Source organism: Bradyrhizobium sp. MOS001, from assembly GCF_004634465.1.
GTDB lineage: Bacteria > Pseudomonadota > Alphaproteobacteria > Rhizobiales > Xanthobacteraceae > Bradyrhizobium > Bradyrhizobium barranii.
The window spans coordinates 12,653-33,412 of record NZ_SPVJ01000005.1 but is presented as its reverse complement, the minus strand read 5'-3'; the positions used below and the strand labels follow the sequence as shown (position 1 = coordinate 33,412).

The window sequence follows — 20,760 nt, the reverse complement described above, 5'->3', positions numbered from 1 at the left end:
GACAAACCAATCCTATTCGTTGCCGGCGAACCCGCCGGCCGCGACATCCTTTGTAACCACCGCGCCCGCGGCAACGACGGCTCCGGCGCCCACTTTGACGCCGACCAACACTACGGCACCGGCGCCGACATGGACGCTCTCGCCGATCGACACGCCCCCGCACAGCACCGCTCCCGGCGCGATATGCGCGTGATCGCCGACGATGCAATCGTGCTCCACCACCGCGCGCGTGTTTATCAGGACATTCCGCCCGATCCGCGCCGCCGGCTGGATCACGGCGCCGGCCATCACCTGCGCGCCGTCGCCGAGTTGTGCATCGGAGGCGATCACGGCGGAAGCATGAGCGATCACCGGAAATTTGTAGCCCTGCGCGGCAAACCGCTCGAACAAAGTGCGCCGGCCCGACAACCCGGAATCGCTGCGCGAGGCGCGGTTACCGAGGCCATTGGCAAGCTCGATCTTGTCGGCGGCCATCTTCAGGACATGGTCGTCAGATTCCGTAATCGGAACGCCGCCGATGGCCTCGCCGATAAGCGCGGCGTCGCGGTCGGCGACGGCTGCGGGACGTATGCCGCGGCTCAGCAACGCCTCGATGACAACGCGGGCATGACCGCCGGCGCTAAGCACGATCAGGCTCATGGCTCGATCGCCTCATTGGCCGCATAGTCGCGCTGTGCGGTCTTGCCGAGATAGTTCCAATAGTCGATCGGCGGCACGCCATTGCCCGGCCGCTTGACGCCGAGATTGTCTTCCGTAAAGCGCTCGCCGGCGCGCAACGCGCGAAGCGCAACTAGACTGCGCCGTGCCACAGCGCGGTTGGGAATCTCTTCCGGCGCCGGCACCTTGCGCCCGTCGCCAAGTGCGGCCTCGACGTCGCGGATCGCCGCGATCATCGCCGTCATCTCGTCTGGCTCGATCGAGGCGCGGTGATCGGGGCCCGGCAGATCGCGGTCGAGCGTCAGGTGTTTTTCGATCACGGCGGCGCCGAGCGCCACCGCTGCCGCAGCGATGTGGATACCGCGACTGTGGTCGGAGAAGCCGACAGGCAAGCCAAATGCATCGCGCAGCGTCGCCATCGCGCGCAGGTTGATCGACCGCGGATCCGCCGGATATTCGGTCGTGCAATGCAGCAGCGCGACTTTTACGCGCAGTTCCGTCCAGGTCGCGCGGTCCAGCAGCAGTTTTGCGAAGTCGGCAGGCGACGGGCGCGCGGCCGCGTCGCCGAGATAACCGAACGCGATGACACCGAGCGCCTGCTCCACCTCGGCGAGCGTCCCCATGCCGGTCGAGAGAATGATCGGCAGGCGGAACCGCGCCAGATGCAGTAACAGCGGCGCGTTGGTGAGATCGCCCGAGCCGACCTTCAGCGTGGAAACGCCGACGCGGCGGACCAGATGCGTGGCGCTGTCGGCATCGAACGGCGTCGACATGTAGGTGATGTTCGACGCGGCGCAGGCGGCCGCGATCTGCACCTCGTCATCGGTGCTGAGCTCGAGCGCGCGCAGCATATCGAGCTGCGACTGCGCGTTGCCGGTGGTCGCCTGCTGGTAGCTCGCCTTCGCGGCCCCGGCTGTGGCGAGGTTGTCGGCGCGGAACGACTGAAACTTGACGACGTCGGCCCCTGCCTTTGCGGCCGCCTCCACCAGCGCCAGCGCGCGTGCGCGGTCACCGTTGTGGTTGACGCCCGCCTCAGCAATGATCAAGGTTTTGCGATGCATCGGGTTTCGTCGCTGGGCGAAGCGAAATCGCCCGCCAATCAAGTGGTTGTCTTAGTCGAGCACGCTGGTAAAAGCAACGCAAGCGGGCAGCTCGCGGCGGTCCCCAAAGGGCGCCGAAACAGCCCCCGCCGGGTAACGAATCGCGCCGATTCGCCATCGGCCTGAACGCAGGATTGTCTGGAGCCAATGACGAACTCGCCCGAGATATTGTTCCTGCTGGTCGGCCGCGGTGGATCGAAGGGCTTGCCCGGCAAGAATCTGCGCGAAATCGGCGGCCTTAGCCTGACCGGCTACAAGGCGATCGCCGCAAAACGATCCCGTTACTGTTCGCGCCTGATCGTCTCCAGCGACAGCGCCGAGATCCGGAACGAGGCGAAGCGCCATGGCGCCGAGGTGCTGTTCGAGCGGCCGGCCGAGCTTGCGAGCGACACCGCCTCCTCCAACGACGTGGTGCTGCACGCCATGGACTGGATCGAGACGTTTGAGAAGCGGCGTTACGATGCCATCATGCTGCTGGAACCCTCATCGCCCTTCGCAACGCCAGCGCATTTCGACGAGGCCGTCGAGCTGTTCGCTGCGCGTAAGGCGAGCCTCGTCGTCGGCATGCGCGAGACCGAGGTCTCCTCGATCTTCGTCGGCACGCTCGGCAAGGACGGCTCGATCGACGGCATCGTCGAGAAGATGCAGACGACCACCGCGCAGCGGCGGCAGGATCAGGTGATCGAAGTCACCATGAACGGCGCGCTCTATCTCGTCGGCTGGAACGCGATGCGCAAGCATCGCAAGATCTACGCCGAGCCCACCGCGAGCTACGGCATCGTGATGGACCGCATGCATTCGATCGAGATCGAGAGCGCAGCCGACCTCGCCTACGCATCCTACGTCATCGAGCACGGCATGCTCGATGCCTCGCCGTGGCGGCAAGCATGAGCGCACGCCGCCGCATCACCGTCGTCACCGGCTCGCGCGCCGACTACGGCCTGCTGCGGGGCATCCTGACGCAGCTCAAGGCGGCCGACGACGTCACGCTGAGCGTGATCGCCTGCGGCATGCATCTGTTACAGCGCTTCGGCGAGACCTGGAAGATCATCGAGGCCGACGGCTTTCCGATCGCGGCGAAGGTCGATCTCGCGCTGGACGACGACCGCGCCGAGACGATTGCGCGCGGCACTGGCATGGGGGTGACAGGCTTTGCCGAGGCGCTGCCGAAATTCGCGCCCGATATCATCGTCGTGCTCGGGGACCGCTACGAGGTGCTGGCTGCAGCCGTCGCCGCGACGCTCCTGAACATCCCGATCGCGCATATCCATGGCGGCGAGATCACCGCGGGCGCCTTCGACGATGCGATCCGTCACGCCATCACCAAGATGGCCTGCCTGCATTTCGTCGCCGCCGAGCCCTATCGCCAGCGCGTGATCCGGATGGGCGAGCAGCCCGATCTCGTCTTCAATGTCGGCGCGCCCGGTCTCGATCTGGCCGATGCCGCGCCGCCGCTGACCCGCGCCGAGCTGCTCGCAAAGCTCGGCATCAGCGGCCCCGAGCGCTTCCTGCTGGCGACACTGCATCCGACCACGGCGCAGCCCGAAGCCGACGCCGCCAACGTCGCGGCACTCCTTGGCGCGCTTGCCGAGGTCGAAGACCGCAGCGTCATCTTCACCGGCGTTAACGCCGATCCCGGCTATCGCGCCATCGACGACGCCATCAAGGCGTTCGTCGCGACACGCCCCGATCGCGCCCATCACTTCACCTCGCTCGGCAGCGAGCGTTACTGGGCCGCGTTGCGGCTTGCGGATGCCGTGGTCGGCAACTCCTCCAGCGGCATTTTGGAGGCGCCCGCCGTCGGCGTGCCCTCGATCAATATCGGCGACCGCCAGAAGGGCCGGCTGCGCGCTACCTCGATCATCGATTGCCCCGCCGATTCGCTCCTAATCCTCGCAAGCCTCAGGCGCATCTTCGAGGGCCGGTTCCGGCCCGATCCGGAGCTTCCGCCGCCCTACGGCCGCGGGGGTGCATCCGAAGCCATTGCAGGAACCCTTCGAAAGGTTGATCTCAAGCGCGCTTTCCCCAAGCATTTCTATGATTTACCGGCCCCGGAATCGCCCGGAACGACGGGGTAATGTCGAGCGCGTTACCCTCGACATCTGCGCAAAGATGCTGGAGCCCGAGATGTCGTCGTGGACGTTGAACGCGATCTCGCCGTTCGCGGCACCGGCCGCGACTAGGAAATACTCGGCATCGAGCCGCTGCTTGAGCTGCTCCAGGATCGGGCGGAATTCCGCAACCGGTTCGACCAGGAAAATATTTGGCGCGCGCGAGGTGTCGTAGAGTCAGCGACGTGCCGAAGGCAACCACAGTCTTCACGTCGAAACCCAGCGACTTCAGACGCTTGAAGAACAGGCCAAATTCCTGACCGGCACGTTGGTGCGCATCAAGCGAAAGCCGATGGGCTTCAGGAAGCGATCGATGGCCTGGAACGCGGCAGAGACGAACGCCTTCATAAAGCGAACGCCGGTTGGGCTGAAGCCGAGGTAACGGGTACTGATCGCAAAATGCCTCTACGCACGATGCATTTGCCACAGTTTGCAATCGACCGGTTGGTTTGGTAGATCAGCCCGGCAAGCCGGTAAAGCGACCGCCCCGTCGGCAAAGACAGCGACATCAGCATGAAAGTTCTCGTGACCGGAAGCTCCGGCTTCATCGGCCAAGCACTGGTGCGACGGCTGCGCACCGAGCATTGCACGGTCGTGGGGCTCGACAAGGTTCCGGCCGACGCGACCGACGTCGTGTGCGATATCCTGGACGCCGATGGCCTGGCAAAAGCCGTGACCGGCGCCGCACCGGATGCGGTTGTCCATCTCGCCGCACGCATTGATCTGGACGAGAAGACCAATCTTTCAGGCTACACCGCCAATATCGAGGGCGTCGAAAACCTTGTCGAGGCCGTGCGGCGGACGCCTTCTGTGCGGCGCACGATCTGGACCTCATCGCAACTCGTCTGCCGCGTCGGCTATGTGCCGACCAGCGACACCGACTACCAGGCCGACACGCTGTACGGAAAGAGCAAGGTGCGCACCGAAGAGATCGTCCGCAGCGCCGACGGCGCTGGGCGCGAATGGTGCCTGGCGCGCCCCACGACCGTCTGGGGCCCAGGCATGAGCGCGCATTACCAGCGTTTCTTGCGCATGATCGAGCACGGCCATTATTTCCACGTCGGGCACGGCCCGCTTTGGAAATCCTACAGCTATATCGAGAACATCGCCTTTCAGTATTGGCGCCTTTTGAGCGTGCCGGCGGAACAGATTCATCGCCGGACCTTCTATCTCGCCGACTACACGCCGATCGATCTCATCGCGTGGTGCGATGCGTTTCAGCGCAATTTCGGCTCGCGCCCGATTCCGCATCTGCCGACCGGTGTCGCCCGCTCGCTGGCGCTCTGCGGCGATGCGATGAACGCGATCGGCTTGAAGCGGTTTCCATTCAATTCCTTCCGCCTCAATAACGTGCTCACGCAGTATCAATTCGATCTGGCGCCGACCGCGGCGGTCTGTGGCCCGCTTCCCTGCGACATAGAGCAAGGCGTAGAGGCGACCGTCGCGTGGATGCGAAATCTCCTCGCCCGCTGATATCAGATCGCAGGCTTGTTGGTCCTGAGTTTGCCTGTGTCCTGCGGCTCCCTCGCGCGCAGTGTGGCAAAATCAAACACCAGCCCGGTCACCAGCATCGACACCAACACCAGCGCCGAGTTGGCGATACCAAGAGGCCCCTGAACCGGGCTGAGCAGGACGCTGGCGAGCGCGAACACGAGCAGCAGAGGCGGCGTCATCAGACGGGAATGCCGGCTTCCGGCCGCACTCCAGCCGGCCACTCCTCCCCAGATCGCAACGTAGACGATGGCGCCCACAAAGCCGAAATCGATAAAGGCCGCAGCCCAGGCGCTCGGGTAGAAGCCGTAGATCAGCGCCGCCTGCTGCTCGGCCTTCATGATTGCCACCTGATTGCTCTCCGGGAATAAAATCCGTAGCAGAGGCGACAGTACACCGATTTCGTACACGCCCCATTGGGGCGTGAACTCGCCGCGCGCCTTCCAGACGATATCTACCGTCCGCACACCATGAGTCAGGTAGAAATAGGTGCTGAGAACGATCATGGCCCCGCGCGCCGACGCGCGGCTGGATTCGATCACCGAGGCGACATAGCTGCGCGGCATGACACCCCAATCCTTCAGCTTCATCGCCAGAGAAACATCCGTCGAGCTTGCGTCGGGCGCTGATGGCGGGACCGCCAGCACCTCGGCTAGCCGCTTGCTGAGCTCCGTTGCGGTGATGATCGTGTCGCGCTGGTCCTTTTCCTGCAACTGAGCGATCAGAGGCAATATCTGGATACAGAAGTTATTTCTGTTGGTCCAGATCGCGTTGGAGTAGACCGCAAACAAGGCCACGGCGATGACGACCTTGAGCACGAGATAATGCCCGCGCGGCATCAGCGTCCGCCCCTGCGCGAGGCGCACCATCATCGCCATCGCGACCAGGCTGATAACGAACAGGATCGGCATCCGCCCCGAATAGAGTAGTGCATAGCCAACCGGAGAGACAATGGACAGTTGCGCCAGCACCGCCGTCCATCCGCGGATTTCCTCTCCCTTGAGCAGGAACAACACCACAGAAACGAAGCCGAAGGAGAACATCGCGTAACCGAAGTAGAGTAGCGGCGTGCGCTCGATCGCGATCGTGTCGACGAGTCCAGGAGCACAGCGCAGCAACTCGGCATAGCTGCTATTGCTCACGCCGCTGAGGATGGTACGATCGAGTACCACCAGCGCGATGCCGACGATGCCAAACAGTGATGCGGCCATGGTGACGTTGTTGAGCACCCGCGCGGAACGTCGCGGCGAGCACGCCCGGGGCACAAACCAGCGATCGAAGACGAGCTTGCCGCCCTGATAGGACAGCAGAAAGATCGCCAGCCCCAGCGCGACCAACCTCAGCACCGCAGCGGACGGCTGTCCGGGATAGTCGATCGGTCCGACGGCGACGGCGAGGGGCGTTCCGAGCCAGATTACGGTCATCAGAATCGCGGGCGACGCGAGAGCGCCAACCAACTGAACCAATCGCTGCTGCATGCCGCCGTCCAAGAAGCGCCCCCTCGAGTTTCGAGGTGAGATTACCCCGACGTCAGCTCATGAACCAGTCCTTCACGGATAGAGCATGTCGGGATCGGTGGGAAGACCGACGGGCTCGGTCGCGCCGGGTTCCCTGAAGTTTTCGCGCATCCTATGGACGGCGAACCCCACCAGGGAAAAGAGCAGCGCGGCACTGGCGATTCCGCCAGCGAACGCGGCCCCATAGAGCCCGAACACAGGAACCAATACCACGTTCAACAGCGTCGCCACCGCGGCCGAACCGAGATTGCAGATCAAAAGATGCTTGTCCGACCGCGCCGCGTAGAGTGCATAGGACGGAACATCCGCCAGCATGCGCAGGAAGATTCCCGGCAGCATGGCATAGAACACTCCGATGCTCGCCGCGTAGGTGGACAACCCGAGCAGCGCGAGCATGGGACCCATGGCAACGGCCGACAAAGCGGTCGTCGCGCAGACCAGCGCCAGCATCGACCAGAAGAACGAGCGGAGCGCTGTGCGATAGAAATCCGCGCCCGCAGCGTAGCCGGCAATGACCTTCGGCAGGAATTGATGCGACACCGAGCTGCCCAGCGACAACAGGCCGATCAGGATCGTCGAATAGAACGTGTAGATGCCGAGTGCATCACGTCCGATGAACGCGTCGATGACGAAGCGATCGACATAGGAAATGATCAGCGCTCCAGCCGCCGTTAGCATGAAGGGACGAGCGGTGCGCAAACCGTGGCCAATCCAGATCCAATCCGGTCGCCTTTTCTGGAGTTCGCGCCACGGCAGATCACGCAGGGAGATTGCCGTGAACAAGATCGAACTGGCTCCCCCGAGCCCCCACCAAATCAACACCGCCTCCAACGAGCGCGACGACGGCACGGTGAACATTAGAATCGCAATCGCGTAGACCCATATGGCACCGCGAAGGAAAACAACAACATAGGCGCAAATCGGTCGCGACATGATGACGAGGAAGCGTGTGGCCTCGAGCGAGAGATGCTCGGTCAACAAAATCAGGAGAAACCAGGGAGCGAGGCGCGCCGGAAACAAGCCCGCGAAAACCGCCAGAACCGAGAGAACTGCCGCGGCGAGAAACGTGAGCCCCCCCAATGCCGCCTCATCTGCGATAATCTGCACGCGTCTTTCCGGCGTCGCCGGCACCATCTCGCGAAACATATAGGAATAAAATTCGAGCCCCAGGCCAAGCAGCGCGAATGCCAGCACTGCTGTGACGAGTCCGTATTTGCCCATCTCGTCCGGCGAGAGCATCCGTGCCAGCAGCAAAGACAACAGAAAGCGGCTGGCAAGCGTCAAACCACGCAGGACGAGGACCGCGACGGCGGTAACGATCGCCGGCCGTGCTACGAGATCAAGAAGACGAAGTCGCATAGCGCTGTTCCATCACCGCCGGCCGTCGATATCGGTTGCAGGCGCGCGTCATGGGATCGTCAGGCGGCAGTTCTGCAGGACTTCAGGAATCGCGGCAGGTGCGCGTTCAGCGAACGCGCCAGCGGCTCGACCGAGGTACGCAAAGCTTCGTTCTCGGGATCGAACTTGCGCCAGCCGAAATAGTCGCCCTCGACGCTGATCGACGCCAGGTGCCTCATGATCGCGCGGCGGGTCGTGTCGAGGTCGTCGGGGGATTGCCATCGCGTCAGCCGCTCGGCGAGGCCGTCGACCTGGCTGGTGTCGCGGACGTGCAGGAAGTGCTGCGCGGTTGCGTAGTACGGCTCGGTCGCGACCGAGCACAGCCCGGCCAGCGCCGCCTGGAAGCCGATGGTGCCGGTGAACGTCACCGACACCGCGCACTTCCCGATTAGCAGATTCGCCGGCACGTCATAGGGCACCAGCACCACGGACGGCAGCTTCGCCAGGCGCTCGAACAGCTCGCGCTGGCGGAAACCGAACTGCAACGGATGATCCTTGACGAAGATGCGATAGCCGGCGCGTCCGAGCACCTCGCAATAGCGCACCACCACGTCGTCATGCGCGAGCATGCCTTGCTGCTCGAGCCAGTAGTCCATCGAGGCTTCCGGGAAGAGCTGAAGCCCGAGGAACACCCGTCGCTCGCGCGGTACTTCGGCGAGCCGCTTGTCCCAGCCCTGATCGAGCAGCCCGAGCACGGCCACGTCCCGCATACGCACCTTATGCTTCAGCCGCTTGAGCGCGTCGAGATAGTGGCAGTTGTAGCGGTCACGCTTGAGGAAGCGCCAGACATTGAAGAAGGCGCCGCGCAGCGCGTAATAGCCAAAGATCCGCCAGAACTTGGCCAGCGAGAAGCGCTTGGCGTCGCGGACATAGACCGGCGCAAAGTCTTCCCGACAGAGCTGGCCGACCGCCGTTTCGATGTCCTCTTTGGAAGGCTCGCGCAACCAGACCGGTTTTCCGCGGCGCATCAGCATGACCTGATCAGGGATGATCGAGGTCGTCATCTCCAGGAAGTCGATGCCGCGACGCCGCGCGATGCGCTCCATCACGTCCATGACATAGCGGTCGATGGTGAAGGTCATGACGAGAGCGGGACCAAGCTTGTCAAAGGCCTGCTCGATCGCCTGCGTCATGCCGCCGATCATTTTGAGCGCGAGATTGCGATCGATGCTCCTGAGCACCCGGCAGCGCAGGATGATGTCGGCGCATCCATCCGCGCCGAACCGGTCGAGTGCTGCCGCGGCAGCATCACCCCTGTCGGCGAAGCGGTAGAAATCGTCAACCAACGAGTAGTCGCCGTCGTCGCGCAGGTCGCTGAGCACGACCGCGTCGGCGAACTCCATGCGCGAGGCCAGGTATTTCCACCAGACCGTCGTGCTGTGAATGGTGAAGAAGACGATCCGGGGCATCAGCTCTGGTTCGCGCCTTGGGCGGTTCCGGCGAGGAAGGGACTGCTGGGCAGGTTGATGCAGCGCGTGTTCATGTCTTCGGCGACGGGCAGCGAAGCGCGCGGGCAGTCGCGATACATCGGCAACAGGTGCATCGGCGTCCACAGCGGGCGGGCGCGAATGCCATGGCCGTGCAGGGCTTCGAGCAGGCGGTCGCGCTCGGAGGCGTATTCGCGGTCGAGCACCAGCGTGTTGAGCCAGTAATTGCTCTCAGAACCCATCGGCTCGCGATAGATGCGCGCCCACGGAAAATCGCTGAACGCATCGAGATAGCGTTTTGCGAGCACGCGCTTGGCCGCGACCATGCCGGCCAGCCGCTCCATCTGGGCGCAGCCGAGCGCCGCGTTGATGTTGGGCAGGCGGTAGTTGTAGGCGACCTCGTCGTGCTCGAACGCCCAGGCATGCGCCTTCTTCGCCGTCGAGGTGAAGTGGCGGGCGTGGAGGGCATGGCCCTCGTCGTCCGTCACGATCATGCCGCCGCCGCCGGTCGTGACGATCTTGTTGCCGTTGAAGCTCAGCACCGCGGAGTGCCCGAAGGTGCCGCAACCCTTGCCGTTCAGGGTCGAGCCGAGCGATTCGGTCGCGTCCTCCACGATCACCAGATCATATCGCGCGGCAACCGCGCCGAGCGCGGCCATGTCGACGGGATGCCCGAAGATGTGCACCGGAACCACGGCGCGAAGCCGGCGGCCGGTGTGCTTGTTCACCCAGGTACCGTTCTGCCGCACAGCGATTGCGTCGAGGTGCGCCTCGAGCGCGCGCGGATCGAGCCCCAGCGTGTCCCAGGTCGAATCGACGAAATGCGGCACGGCGCCGGCATGGCTTACGGCGTTGGCGGTGGCGACGAAGGTGATCGAGGGCAACAGCACTTCGTCGTTGACCTCGACGCCCTCCAGCACCAGGGCCGCATGCAGCGCGGCGGTGCCGTTGACGATCGCAACCGCGTGGCGCGAGCCGGTCGCAGCCGCCACCATCTCCTCAAAACGGGTGACGTATTTTCCGGCCGACGACACCCAGTTGGTGTCGATGCAGTCGAGCACCAGTTCGCGCTCGCGATCTCCGAAGCGCGGCTCGTGCAGCTCGACCGGTCGCGGCACCGACCCGAGCGCGGCATCGACGGCGTCGAGCACCGGCTTGAGGTCAAACACGGCGGGACGGTTGTGGCTCGCTTGCGCGGAGGACATGCTCATCTTGCTCACAACGTGTAGGCATTGACGCGATAGCGGGCCAGGTTCTCCTTTTGGGTGAACCAGGCGATGGTCTTTTCGAGACCCTTGCGCAGGCCGTCCACGCCGCCAAAGCGCGGCGACCAGCCGAGCAGCTTTTGCGCCTTGGCGTTGGAGGCCCAGAGGCGCTCGACCTCGCTACGCTCGGGGCGCACGCGAACGTCGTCATGCTCGATCTCGATCTCCGCTTCCATCAGGTCGGCAATCAGCCGCGCGGTGTCGCCGATCGATATCTCGAAGGCGCTACCGATGTTGATGACCTCGCCGATACCGGTCTTGGAGTCGAGCGCCGCCAGGAAGCCGCTGACCGTGTCGGCCACGTAGTTGAAGTCGCGCGTCGGATGGATGCTGCCCAGCTTGATCTTGCGCGCGCCTGCCGCGATCTGGGTGATGACGGTCGGGATCACCGCGCGGGCCGATTGCCGCGGCCCGTAGGTGTTGAAGGGGCGCACCACGGTCACCGGTGTGCCGAAAGAGCGCTCAAACGACAGCGCGAGCTGGTCGGCGCCGATCTTGGTCGCAGAATAAGGCGACTGGCCCTGGAGCGGATGCTCCTCGGTGATCGGAACGAATTGCGCCGTACCATAGACCTCACTGGTCGAGGTGTGGATCACCTTCTCGACGCCGAGATCGCGCGCCGCCTGGAGCACGTTGAGCGTGCCGCGGATGTTGGCTTCGACATAAGTGTCTGGCGAATGATAGGAATAGGGAATCGCGATCAGCGCGGCAAGATGCAGAACGGCATCGCAACCCTTCATCGCGGTGCGCACGCCGTTGGGGTCGCACACATTGCCGGCGAAGACGTCGAACTCCTTGCGGATTTCGGGCGGCGAGGCATCGAGCCAGCCGTGCGAGCCCATGCTGTTGTAGTGCACGAAGGCGCGCAAAGCGACATTGCGCCGGACCAGTTCTTCCGCAAGGTGCGATCCGATGAAGCCGCCCGCCCCCGTCAAAAGTACTTTTCGCAAAGTTTGGTTCCCCTCTGGCCGGGCCACCCGACATGCCATTCTTGATATGGCCGCTTCTAAACACTCCGGCCGCTGGAGGCCAGTTTTGAATGAGCTACTACCCACAATCGGCTGAGGAACCCTCAGCACGAAATGCAACCGCGTGGATCCCTCAAGCCTTTGAGAATGATCAACAAATCTCGCATGGGCAAGACCGCCTGCGCGGCGCTATGCAAATTCGCGCACGAGCCGGATCACGCTGTCCTGCTGCGCAGACGTGATTTCGTCGAAGATCGGCAGCGATAGGATGCCGGTCTGGTCCCGGTAGGCGTGGGGAAATTGGTCGGCAGTGTGACCGAATCGCGCATAGGCCTGAAGCAGCAGCAGAGCGGTCGAATAATGGATCGCGGTCTGCACCCCGTTGGCATTGAGGTGCGCCGCCAGTACGTCAAGGCGCGGATGCCTGATGGTGTAGAGGTGATAGACGTGATCCCGACCTGGCAACCTGCGGCACACTCACACCCTCAATCTGATCGAGGCCTGCATCATAGATCGCAGCCGCGCGCTGCCGTGCCTCGGTCCAGGAGTTTCGCGGTGAGGATCGCCGCCTGCATGCCGTCGAGCCCGCTGTTGACGCCCTCGATCTCGAACTGATGCGGTGTTCGCATCAGCTCTCATTCGCACGATCGACTGCGCCGCGGTATTTGCGGCAATCATCTTGCCGAAAGCGACGGCGCCCCGATACAACGACCGAAGAAGATGTCCCACTCGGCATCGGTCAGCATCGGCGCCCCCATTTCTAACGCGATGCGCCTAGTCTCCAGTTCCCATTCCTACACATGCGCAGCTTGCCTGAGCAACGCTCAAAAAAACTCATACTAGACGGCGGGATGCAATTGCAGTGGCCGGCTCTCGTGACTTCGCAGAGCTGGGCCCGATGCTCAAGAATCCATGGCCGAACACAAGCCAGGCACGACGTTGTGCCTCCGACTTTAATGAGCTATCTGAAGCGCTCAATGGATCTTCCTGTCGATATCGAGGAGCATCAGCCCGCAGGCGGGATCCGCTTGCGCGGCAACGATCGCGGCGTGGCGCTGCTTATCCTGGCTCATCTGACCCTGGGCTGCATCTCGCTGATTTGCGTCGCGCTAATCTATCCCCATTATCATATTTTCTTCCGCAAGGAGATGCTGCCCGCCGCAGTTGCCACGGTTGCTGTGCTCGCCGTATTGCTCGTCCTGTTCGCTTGCGCCCGTTTCAGCTTCGGCTATTTCGTCGGCTACTACCTCTTCGTCATGATTGCGGGCTATCTCTGGCTGAATAGCTTCTCCGAGTTCGGTTACAACCATCGCCTGAGCAGCCTATCGGCGACGGCCTCCGCGGCGGCATTCCTGCTGCCTGCGCTCTACCGGCCGCCCCTACCGCGATTGCTGACATTGTCCCCGCAAGCCTTCGAACGGCTATTGGGCTGCATCGTGCTGCTCGGGGTCGCCGCCGCGGCGATCGGGGCATATTACAATTTTAGGCTGGTCTCGCTTGGAGACATTTACGCCTATCGCGAGACTCTGACCGCGCCGACATTGGTGAACTACCTGGTCGGGATCACGACGACGGCGCTCTTGCCATTCGCATTCGCATGCTACGCGCTCCGTGGAAGCCTCTGGCGGGCCGGCGCCATCGTCATCGTGCTGCTGCTGTTCTATCCGGTCACGTTGAGCAAGCAGACTTTCTTTGCCCCCGCGTGGCTCGTCCTCATGCTGGTGGCCACAAGGTTCATGAGCTTGCGGATCACCGTCATCTTGTCCCTACTGGTCCCGACCGCAGCGGGCGTGATTCTATTTGGCCTTTACCGGTACGGCCTATTTCCGGAGCGGTTCGCGATGCCCGTCTTCCAACTGGTGAACCTCCGAATGGTGGCCATCCCCTCGCTTGCGATGGACTACTACAACGAGTTCTTCTTCACGCACGATCTTACCCATTTCTGTCAGATCAGCTTCTTGAAGCCTTTGATGTCTTGCGCGTATCAGGAGCCGATGGCGGTGGTCATCTACAACTGGTTTGGCATCGGCGGTTATATGAACGCGTCGCTCTTCGCTACCGAGGGCGTGGCTTCGGTTGGCCCTCTGTTTGCCCCGGCTTCGGCTCTCGTGTGCGGCATCGTCATCGCGATCGCCAACGGGATGTCCGCCGGGGTGTCCCAGCGCACCATTCTGGTATCTGGGGCGCTGCTGCCGCAGACCTTGCTGAACGTTCCCTTCACGACGGCGATGCTGACGCACGGGGCGGCGCTGCTGTTTCTCCTGTGGTACGTGATGCCGCGCGGCATCCCCGAACAGCGGCGCTGAAGACAGTGCGCGTCCTCATCCTCAACGCCGACTATCCGCGCTTCCTGACGTGGCTGTACCGCCGCGTGCCCGATCTGGCAGGCGCGCCTTACGCAATGCAGATGGTGGCGCGCAATGCCAGCCTGTTCGGCGTTGCCGATTTCTACTCACGCAACTTCGCCGCGGCGGGGCACGTCGCCGCCGACATTCACGTCAACAATCCCTGGATGCGGGCGGCATGGGCTCGCGGGCATGGGCTCGCCGTTACACCGTCGCCGGAGCCGGCCGACGAGGTGCAACGACAAACAATCCCCGGCTGGCTTCAGCGCGTAATTGCGCCATTCAAGCCCGTCCTCAGGCCATTGGCACGCAAGGTGGGTCTGAGTCCTCGACTCGATGCGCAGGCGGAAAAGATCCTGCTCGCGCAGATCGAAGAGTTCAAGCCGGACCTCGTCCTCAACCAGGACGTCTTTCACGTCGACGCGCGCCTCGCGCGGCAGATCAAGGGTATCGGCCGTCCGATCCTGATCGGCCAGGTCGGCATCGTGCCCTCGCGCGGCGAGGACTGGTCGGCCTATGACCTGATGATCTCGCAGCTTCTCCGGGTCGTTCAATCCTTCCGCAACACCGGTGTCAGATCCGAGGTTGTTCATCTGGCCTTCGAGCCTAATATCCTTGACGTTCTACCGCCTGCGCCCGAGCGCAGCATCGACATCTCCTTCGTTGGTGCCGTGTCGGCAGATCACCAGCAGCGGGTGGCACAACTCGAAGCGGTGGCTCGGAAATACGATCTGAAGCTTTACGGCAGCGGCTTGCACACCCTCCCCGCCTCTTCGCCGCTGCACCGCTGCTATCAAGGCGAGGTGTGGGGCGTGGAGATGTATCAGGCGCTCCGCGCGTCCCGCCTCACGCTCAATTCGCATATCGACATGGCGGGGCGCGAGGCCGGCAACGCACGCTTGTTCGAGGCAACCGGCGTCGGCACGTTCCTCCTGACTGATTTCAAGGACAATCTCCATACGCTGTTCGACGATGGCAGCGAGGTCGCGGCCTGGCGCTCGGCCGACGACTGCCTCGCGATGATCGATCGCTATCTCAGAAATGAAGGCGAGCGCGGCGCGATTGCCGCCGCAGGGCAGGCGCGAACGCTTTCGACCCACACTTTCAGGCAGCGGATCGACGACATTCTCGGCTTCATCGGCCGAAACTAGAGCATCGCAGCGGGCCCCTTGCGCCCTTGACGGTGCGGGGCAAAATAGCCAAAGTGCCGTAGATAGCGACGCTATGTCACTATAATTCCAGCGTTTTTTTGAGGCCCCGGATGGAACACGTCGAACATGTCAGATTCGGCGAGCAGCTCTACGCGATCATCGTTCGCGCCTCGTTCCGCGAGCCGGGCATCACTTTCTTCTCCTCGCCCGAACTCTCGCAACAGCTCGCCTTCATGAACCATCCGCAAGGCAAGAGCATCGCACCCCATCGTCATAACAAGGTGACGCGGGAGGTGCATTTTACGCAGGAAGTCCTGCTCATCCAGAAGGGCAAGCTGCAGGTCGATTTCTACACCGAGGCCGAGGAGTATCTGGAGAGCCGCATGCTCGGCGCCGGCGACATCATCCTGCTCTGCAGTGGCGCGCACGGCTTCCACGTCATCGAGCCGATCGAGATGTTCGAGATCAAGCAAGGCCCCTATGCCGGCGAGAACGACAAGACGCGCTTTCCCGAGGTGCCGGCGTCCGAGGTACGGGTCAAGGGTCCTTCGCTGTGACTGGTGCCTTCGTTCCCGTCAACACGCCGCTCCTCGATGGCAATGAGGCCGAATACCTTGCTGAGTGCATCCGCACCGGATGGATCTCGTCGGAAGGCCCGTTCATCAAGCGCTTCGAGGAGGCAATGGCGAGCGCCGCCGGACGGCGGCACGGCGTTGCCGTCACCAATGGCTCCGTCGCGCTCGACATTGCCGTCCACGCGCTGGGTCTCGAGCGGGGTGACGAAGTCATTATTCCGACCTTCACCATCATCAGTTGCGCGGCCGCCGTCGTGCGGGCGGGGCTCGTTCCCGTTGCAGTGGATTGCGATCCAGCAACATGGAATATGACGATCGAAGGCGTCGAGGCGGCGATCACGCCGCGGACACGCGCCATCATGCTGGTCCACATCTACGGCCTCCCAGTCGATCTTAACCCGATCCTCGAGCTCGCCCGCAAGCGCGACTTCAGGGTGATCGAAGACGCCGCCGAGATGCACGGCCAGACCTATCGCGGCGCCCCCTGCGGAAGCTTCGGCGACGTCTCGACCTTCAGCTTCTATCCCAACAAGCACGTCACGACCGGCGAAGGCGGCATGATCCTCACCGACGACGATGCGCTTGCCGATCGCCTCGCCAGCCTGCGCAACCTCTGCTTTCAGCCGCAGCAGCGCTTCATCCATGAAGAGCTCGGCTGGAACGCGCGCATGACCAACCTTCAGGCTGCGCTCGGCGTTGCCCAGGTCGAGCGCCTGCCGCAGACCGTCGAGACCAAGCGCCGGATCGGCCGATTCTACGACGGCCATCTCGAGAACGTCGAACGCATCCGCCGCCCCGTCCCCCGCACCAACTATGCCGACAACATCTATTGGGTTTACGGCGTCGTATTGAACGACGACGTGCCGTTCGATGCCAAAGAGGCGATGCGGCGCCTGGCGGAGAAGGGCATCGGCACCCGACCGTTCTTCTGGTGCATGCACCAGCAGCCGGTGCTGCGGCGCATGGGCTTCATGCTGAACGAGCGGCATCCGAACGCGGAGCGCATTGCGCGGCGCGGCTTCTATCTGCCGAGCGGGCTGGCGCTGACCGATGACGAGATCGCGCGGTCCGCGCAGGCGCTGAAGGAGATTTTGACGTGAGCGTGTTTGCGGACTACGCGCCCTGGTACGACCTTCTGTACCGGGACAAGGATTACGCCGCGGAGGTCGCCTTCGTCGAGGCGCGGCTGTGCGACCACGGCATCCCCTCCGGCAAGCTCCTGGATCTCGGCTGCGGTACGGGCGTGCATGCGATCGAATTCGCGCGCCGCGGCTGGAACGTCGCCGGCGTCGATCTCAGCGCGGATATGATTGCCAGAGCGAACGCGCGCGCCGCGCAGGCCGGGCTCAGGATTCCCTTCCGGCAGGGTGATGCCTGCGAGGCCGGCCCGGAGCACGACTGTGACGCCGTGGTGTCGCTGTTTCACGTCGCGAGCTATCAGAACGATCACGACCGGCTGGAAGCGCTTTTCCACACCGCCCACGCGGCGTTGAGGCCCGGGGGTGTGTTCTTCTTCGACTACTGGTACGGCGGTGCCGTACTGGCTCAGGGCGTTGAGACACGTGTCAAGATCATCGAACAGACCCCATTACGCCTGACCCGGATCGCGCAATCGGAGCATGACGAGCAGCAGGCAACGGTGCTCGTGAACTACACCCTGTTCTGTGAAGACACGGAGCGCTCAACGATCCGGCGCGTCGACGAGACCCATCGCATGCGCTACTGGTTCCCGTTCGAGGTTGAGGCCTCGCTCAGGAACAGCGGGTTTGAGCAGGTGGGCAGTCATGCCTGGCTGTCCGACGCTGCGCCTAACACGAAAGACTGGGCCGCCTATTCGATCGCGAGAAAGGCTGCTCAGCCGTGAAACGCTATCACGTCGGCATTTTCCTCGAGCTGCCGCTCGACGTCGGCGGCGGTTTCCAGCAGTCGCTCACCGACATCGTGTGGATGCGCGACTGGGCCAAGACCGTCGATATCGATGTCACCGTGTTCACCACGCTGCCCGACAACGTCGCGATCCTTGCCGATCTCAGCATCAACAGCGTGTATCTGAAGCTCGGTTGGCTCGACCGGCTGTTCCTGTTCCTCAAATATCTGGGACCGTTCGACCTGCTGCAATACGCGATGCGCGTCTGCGCGCCGTTCGAGAAAAAGCTGAGCAGGGCCGGCGTCGACATCGTCTACTTCACCACCACGTCGAATTGGAACCTTGTGCTCTACAAGCTGCCGTTCATTATCACGATTTTCGACGGATGCTTCCGCGACAGCCCTGAGTTCGACGAGGTGCGCGAATTCGCCCAGTTCGAGCGGCGCGACATCGTATGGCGCAGCGCCGTTACCAAGGCCGCGGTGGTCATCACCAACGCGGACGAGCTGATCGACATGCTGTGCCGGCGCTACGCCATAGAGCGCGACCACGCCGTCTGCATCCCGTTCTCGCCGTCGCTTTACGTGGCACGGTCAGGCGCCACCGGCGAGGCCGAGGACGCCGCGATCCTCAAAAAGTACGGCATCGAGCGCGGCTATCTGTTCTATCCTGCGCAATTCTGGTCGCACAAGAACCACGCGACCATCCTGCTCGCGATGCGCCTGCTCAGGAACCAGGGCGAGCGGCACACGCTGGTGCTGTGCGGCTCCGATCCCGGCGCGCGCGTGGCATTCGAGGCGCTGGTCGCGCAGCACGGCCTCGGCGATTCCGTGCGCATGCTCGGCTTCGTTCCCTCCGCTGAGCTCGGCGCCCTCTATCGCGGCGCCAACGCGCTTGTCATGGCCACCTATTTCGGCCCCACCAATCTGCCGCCGTTGGAGGCGTGGGCGGTCGGCACGGCGGTGATCTATCCGGAAGCCTTCAAGGCTCAAGCGGGCGACGCCGCTGTCCTGTTCGACTACGACGATCCCGCATCGCTCGCCAAGGCCATCGTCAAGATTGGCTCTACTGAGGAGCGTGCCCGACTGGCCATCGCGGGCAAGCAAAGGCTCGCCTATTTCGCCGAACGGATCGACGAAGGGCATCGGCAACTCGCGCGGCACCTGATGCGACTGCGATATCGCCGCTACCCTCAGATCTACTGACATCCGCAGCACCCCCGGGGCCGGAGCGGCCGCGGGCCGAATGGGCTAGTTCGGCACCGCCGCCAACACCCGCCTACGCACGCGCTCCGACAGCAGCGGGCTCGCCGCGGCGGCAACGACGACAACCCAGATCGCGCATTCCGCCAGGAAGCGGAGCAGCCCCGCCCCCGGCACAAGGGCGCGGATCGCGAGTCCGAGCCCCCATCCGCCCAGCACGATCGTAACCATGACGGCGGTCAGGACCAGCATGTGACGAACCGGGTGCGCAAGCGTCTGACGAACGATGACGAGGGTCAAGATTCCGAACTGGGTTAGGACGTCGCTCGCAACGATCGCGATGGCGGCGCCAAGCGGCCCGAGCCGGGGGATCAGCAAGGCCGACAGGATCAGGAAGGCCATCAGTTGCAAACCCTTGGTCCGGACCAGAAGATTGCGGCGATTGCTGTGGTTGGCGAACACGAGCGCAAGTAGCGAAGGGGCAACGAGAGCGGAGCCAAGTAGTAGCGTGACGGCCAGAGGTGCATCGTAGGGGATGCTGCCGTGAGTCCACAGCACGAAGAAGTCCGGCCAGAACGGCAGCAAGCCGGCCACGATCAGGCAGGCGAGCGCCGTCACAAACACCGATCCATGGGCATAGAGCCGGCGCAGCCGTTCCTTGTCACCGATCGCGTAGTCATGGCCAAGTTCGGGCGCCAGCGGCAGTGCCACCTGAATACAGAGCGCTCTCACGAGGCTAGCGATCACGCGGGTCAGCCCCCATTGTGCCACAGCCACACGATCGGCAACGAGCACGCTGACCAGCAGCACGGGCGCGTTGACGAGCGCAAGCTCAGTGACATTGGCCAAGGCAAAGGGAGATGCGCGAACGAATTGCCCCAAGCTCCACCGCCATGACTGGATCCGGGATCGGAGAACTCGCTCGCGCCGCAGGAGCGGAAACTGGCGCGGAGCGTCGTAGGCGAGCATAAAGAGGGCAGACAGGATTTGCGCAAACACATAGGCTGACGCGACGGCGAGGAGATTGCCAACTGAGGCGATCGCGACCAACTGCGCGATCTGGCCGAACACTATGGCTATATTCTGCGCCCAAACGGCGCGACCGTATTTCCCGTGCACACGATAGAGGCCCGAAACCAGGTTGGCGGGCAACGCGACGAGCGTGCCGAGGGTGATCACCAGCATAGCGGAGTCGAAGGTCGGCGTCCCCTGGAACCCGAGCACCGCGGCCGGCGGGAAAAGCTGTACGCTCAGAACCAGCATTAGGCCCAGCACCACAACGATTCGAATGTAGAGGTGCATTATGCCAGCGAAGAAGCTCGCAGTGCGGCCGTCGCAATCGACGCACGACTTGAAGGCGAAAAACCGGTTGATCGCGCGAAGCTGCAGCCCCGCGTCGGCGACGAGGACAAGGTTGCCAGCCGCGTAGATGGCGAGCCAGGCCGCCAGGGTCTCACCGGTCCAGAAATGCAGGAACGCCGGAATCAAGAGAATCTGCTGGGTCAGGGCGAGCAACATCTGAACCAGATTTGCCGACCAGCCGTGAATCAGCCGGCGTAGACGGCCAGTCCCATTCATGAGGTTCCTACGCTGCAATGTCTGTGATGAGGAGCACGGCTCAACCGCCTAACCCAGACGAAGCCAATTGACCCCACCGAGACGAAATGGACGTAATTCCGCTCGCCC

At 63.3% G+C, this 20,760-nt stretch carries 19 protein-coding genes; 9 read left to right on the top strand and 10 right to left on the bottom strand.

What is annotated here, in order from left to right; genetic code table 11:
• Positions 1-12: 12 nt before the first annotated feature.
• Together CT676_RS09560 and neuB are read right to left on the bottom strand one after the other, a co-directional pair.
• Positions 13-639, bottom strand: coding sequence for a NeuD/PglB/VioB family sugar acetyltransferase (locus CT676_RS09560; RefSeq protein ID WP_135214457.1), 627 nt, complete (start codon positions 637-639; stop codon positions 13-15).
• A complete protein-coding gene (gene neuB / locus CT676_RS09555) occupies positions 636-1,718 on the bottom strand; it encodes an N-acetylneuraminate synthase (RefSeq protein ID WP_135214456.1) in 1,083 nt (360 codons plus the stop codon). The genes CT676_RS09560 and neuB overlap by 4 nt, the downstream gene beginning before the upstream one ends.
• Positions 1,719-1,904: 186 nt before the next feature.
• Between neuB and CT676_RS09550 the strand changes: the two genes are divergently transcribed.
• The 3 genes from CT676_RS09550 to CT676_RS09540 all read left to right on the top strand — a co-directional run bounded on the left by CT676_RS09550 (position 1,905) and on the right by CT676_RS09540 (position 5,341).
• The gene (locus tag CT676_RS09550; RefSeq protein ID WP_135214455.1) at positions 1,905-2,648 is read left to right on the top strand and encodes an acylneuraminate cytidylyltransferase family protein; all 744 of its coding nucleotides are present in this window, start codon (positions 1,905-1,907) and stop codon (positions 2,646-2,648) included.
• Positions 2,645-3,835, top strand: a complete 1,191-nt coding sequence (gene neuC, locus CT676_RS09545) for a UDP-N-acetylglucosamine 2-epimerase (protein ID WP_135214454.1) — start codon at positions 2,645-2,647, stop codon at positions 3,833-3,835. The genes CT676_RS09550 and neuC overlap by 4 nt, the downstream gene beginning before the upstream one ends.
• A gap of 546 nt (positions 3,836-4,381) precedes the next feature.
• Complete coding sequence (locus CT676_RS09540) at positions 4,382-5,341, top strand: NAD(P)-dependent oxidoreductase (protein ID WP_135214453.1); 960 nt, start codon at positions 4,382-4,384, stop codon at positions 5,339-5,341.
• Positions 5,342-5,343: 2 nt separating this feature from the next.
• Here CT676_RS09540 and CT676_RS09535 read toward each other — a convergent pair whose 3' ends face one another.
• From CT676_RS09535 to CT676_RS46055, 7 genes are all read right to left on the bottom strand, one after another.
• Entirely contained in the window at positions 5,344-6,849 is a 1,506-nt protein-coding gene (locus CT676_RS09535) for a hypothetical protein (protein WP_135214452.1), read from the bottom strand.
• A gap of 60 nt (positions 6,850-6,909) precedes the next feature.
• Complete coding sequence (locus CT676_RS09530; protein WP_135214451.1) at positions 6,910-8,235, bottom strand: polysaccharide biosynthesis C-terminal domain-containing protein; 1,326 nt, start codon at positions 8,233-8,235, stop codon at positions 6,910-6,912.
• Between the two features lie 59 nt (positions 8,236-8,294).
• Positions 8,295-9,683, bottom strand: coding sequence for a hypothetical protein (locus CT676_RS09525; RefSeq protein ID WP_135214450.1), 1,389 nt, complete (start codon positions 9,681-9,683; stop codon positions 8,295-8,297).
• On the bottom strand, positions 9,683-10,906 hold the full coding sequence (locus CT676_RS09520; protein WP_135214449.1) for a LegC family aminotransferase: 1,224 nt from the start codon (positions 10,904-10,906) through the stop codon (positions 9,683-9,685). Before CT676_RS09520 ends, CT676_RS09525 begins: the two co-directional genes overlap by 1 nt.
• A gap of 11 nt (positions 10,907-10,917) precedes the next feature.
• On the bottom strand, positions 10,918-11,916 hold the full coding sequence (locus tag CT676_RS09515; RefSeq protein ID WP_193560875.1) for an NAD-dependent 4,6-dehydratase LegB: 999 nt from the start codon (positions 11,914-11,916) through the stop codon (positions 10,918-10,920).
• Positions 11,917-12,123: 207 nt separating this feature from the next.
• The gene (locus CT676_RS45175) at positions 12,124-12,399 is read right to left on the bottom strand and encodes a DegT/DnrJ/EryC1/StrS family aminotransferase (protein ID WP_244623126.1); all 276 of its coding nucleotides are present in this window, start codon (positions 12,397-12,399) and stop codon (positions 12,124-12,126) included.
• Between the two features lie 41 nt (positions 12,400-12,440).
• Positions 12,441-12,563, bottom strand: coding sequence for a hypothetical protein (locus CT676_RS46055; RefSeq protein WP_275552105.1), 123 nt, complete (start codon positions 12,561-12,563; stop codon positions 12,441-12,443).
• A 348-nt stretch (positions 12,564-12,911) separates the two neighbouring features.
• On the opposite strand from CT676_RS46055, the gene CT676_RS09505 reads away from it, so the two are divergent.
• From CT676_RS09505 to CT676_RS09480, 6 genes are all read left to right on the top strand, one after another.
• A complete protein-coding gene (locus CT676_RS09505; protein ID WP_244623125.1) occupies positions 12,912-14,240 on the top strand; it encodes a hypothetical protein in 1,329 nt (442 codons plus the stop codon).
• 5 nt (positions 14,241-14,245) lie between these two features.
• Entirely contained in the window at positions 14,246-15,430 is a 1,185-nt protein-coding gene (locus tag CT676_RS09500; RefSeq protein WP_135214656.1) for a glycosyltransferase, read from the top strand.
• Between the two features lie 110 nt (positions 15,431-15,540).
• Positions 15,541-15,987, top strand: a complete 447-nt coding sequence (locus CT676_RS09495) for a hypothetical protein (RefSeq protein WP_135214447.1) — start codon at positions 15,541-15,543, stop codon at positions 15,985-15,987.
• A complete protein-coding gene (locus tag CT676_RS09490; RefSeq protein ID WP_135214446.1) occupies positions 15,984-17,105 on the top strand; it encodes a DegT/DnrJ/EryC1/StrS family aminotransferase in 1,122 nt (373 codons plus the stop codon). Before CT676_RS09495 ends, CT676_RS09490 begins: the two co-directional genes overlap by 4 nt.
• Positions 17,102-17,869 (top strand): class I SAM-dependent methyltransferase, encoded by a 768-nt coding sequence (locus tag CT676_RS09485; protein ID WP_135214445.1) that lies wholly within the window; start codon positions 17,102-17,104, stop codon positions 17,867-17,869. Before CT676_RS09490 ends, CT676_RS09485 begins: the two co-directional genes overlap by 4 nt.
• The gene (locus CT676_RS09480) at positions 17,866-19,077 is read left to right on the top strand and encodes a glycosyltransferase (protein WP_135214444.1); all 1,212 of its coding nucleotides are present in this window, start codon (positions 17,866-17,868) and stop codon (positions 19,075-19,077) included. The genes CT676_RS09485 and CT676_RS09480 overlap by 4 nt, the downstream gene beginning before the upstream one ends.
• Before the next feature lie 45 nt (positions 19,078-19,122).
• Here CT676_RS09480 and CT676_RS09475 read toward each other — a convergent pair whose 3' ends face one another.
• On the bottom strand, positions 19,123-20,652 hold the full coding sequence (locus CT676_RS09475) for a hypothetical protein (protein WP_135214443.1): 1,530 nt from the start codon (positions 20,650-20,652) through the stop codon (positions 19,123-19,125).
• Positions 20,653-20,760: the final 108 nt, after the last annotated feature.

Bases quoted from the DNA above. Each gene is read 5' to 3' on its own strand.
- CT676_RS09560 (WP_135214457.1), bottom strand. From the start codon at position 639: ATGAGCCTGATCGTGCTTAGCGCCGGCGGTCATGCCCGCGTTGTCATC.
- neuB (WP_135214456.1), bottom strand. From the start codon at position 1,718: ATGCATCGCAAAACCTTGATCATTGCTGAGGCGGGCGTCAACCACAAC.
- CT676_RS09550 (WP_135214455.1), top strand. From the start codon at position 1,905: ATGACGAACTCGCCCGAGATATTGTTCCTGCTGGTCGGCCGCGGTGGA.
- neuC (WP_135214454.1), top strand. From the start codon at position 2,645: ATGAGCGCACGCCGCCGCATCACCGTCGTCACCGGCTCGCGCGCCGAC.
- CT676_RS09540 (WP_135214453.1), top strand. From the start codon at position 4,382: ATGAAAGTTCTCGTGACCGGAAGCTCCGGCTTCATCGGCCAAGCACTG.
- CT676_RS09530 (WP_135214451.1), bottom strand. From the start codon at position 8,235: ATGCGACTTCGTCTTCTTGATCTCGTAGCACGGCCGGCGATCGTTACC.
- CT676_RS09525 (WP_135214450.1), bottom strand. From the start codon at position 9,683: ATGCCCCGGATCGTCTTCTTCACCATTCACAGCACGACGGTCTGGTGG.
- CT676_RS09520 (WP_135214449.1), bottom strand. From the start codon at position 10,906: ATGTCCTCCGCGCAAGCGAGCCACAACCGTCCCGCCGTGTTTGACCTC.
- CT676_RS46055 (WP_275552105.1), bottom strand. From the start codon at position 12,563: ATGCGAACACCGCATCAGTTCGAGATCGAGGGCGTCAACAGCGGGCTC.
- CT676_RS09505 (WP_244623125.1), top strand. From the start codon at position 12,912: ATGGATCTTCCTGTCGATATCGAGGAGCATCAGCCCGCAGGCGGGATC.
- CT676_RS09495 (WP_135214447.1), top strand. From the start codon at position 15,541: ATGGAACACGTCGAACATGTCAGATTCGGCGAGCAGCTCTACGCGATC.
- CT676_RS09475 (WP_135214443.1), bottom strand. From the start codon at position 20,652: ATGAATGGGACTGGCCGTCTACGCCGGCTGATTCACGGCTGGTCGGCA.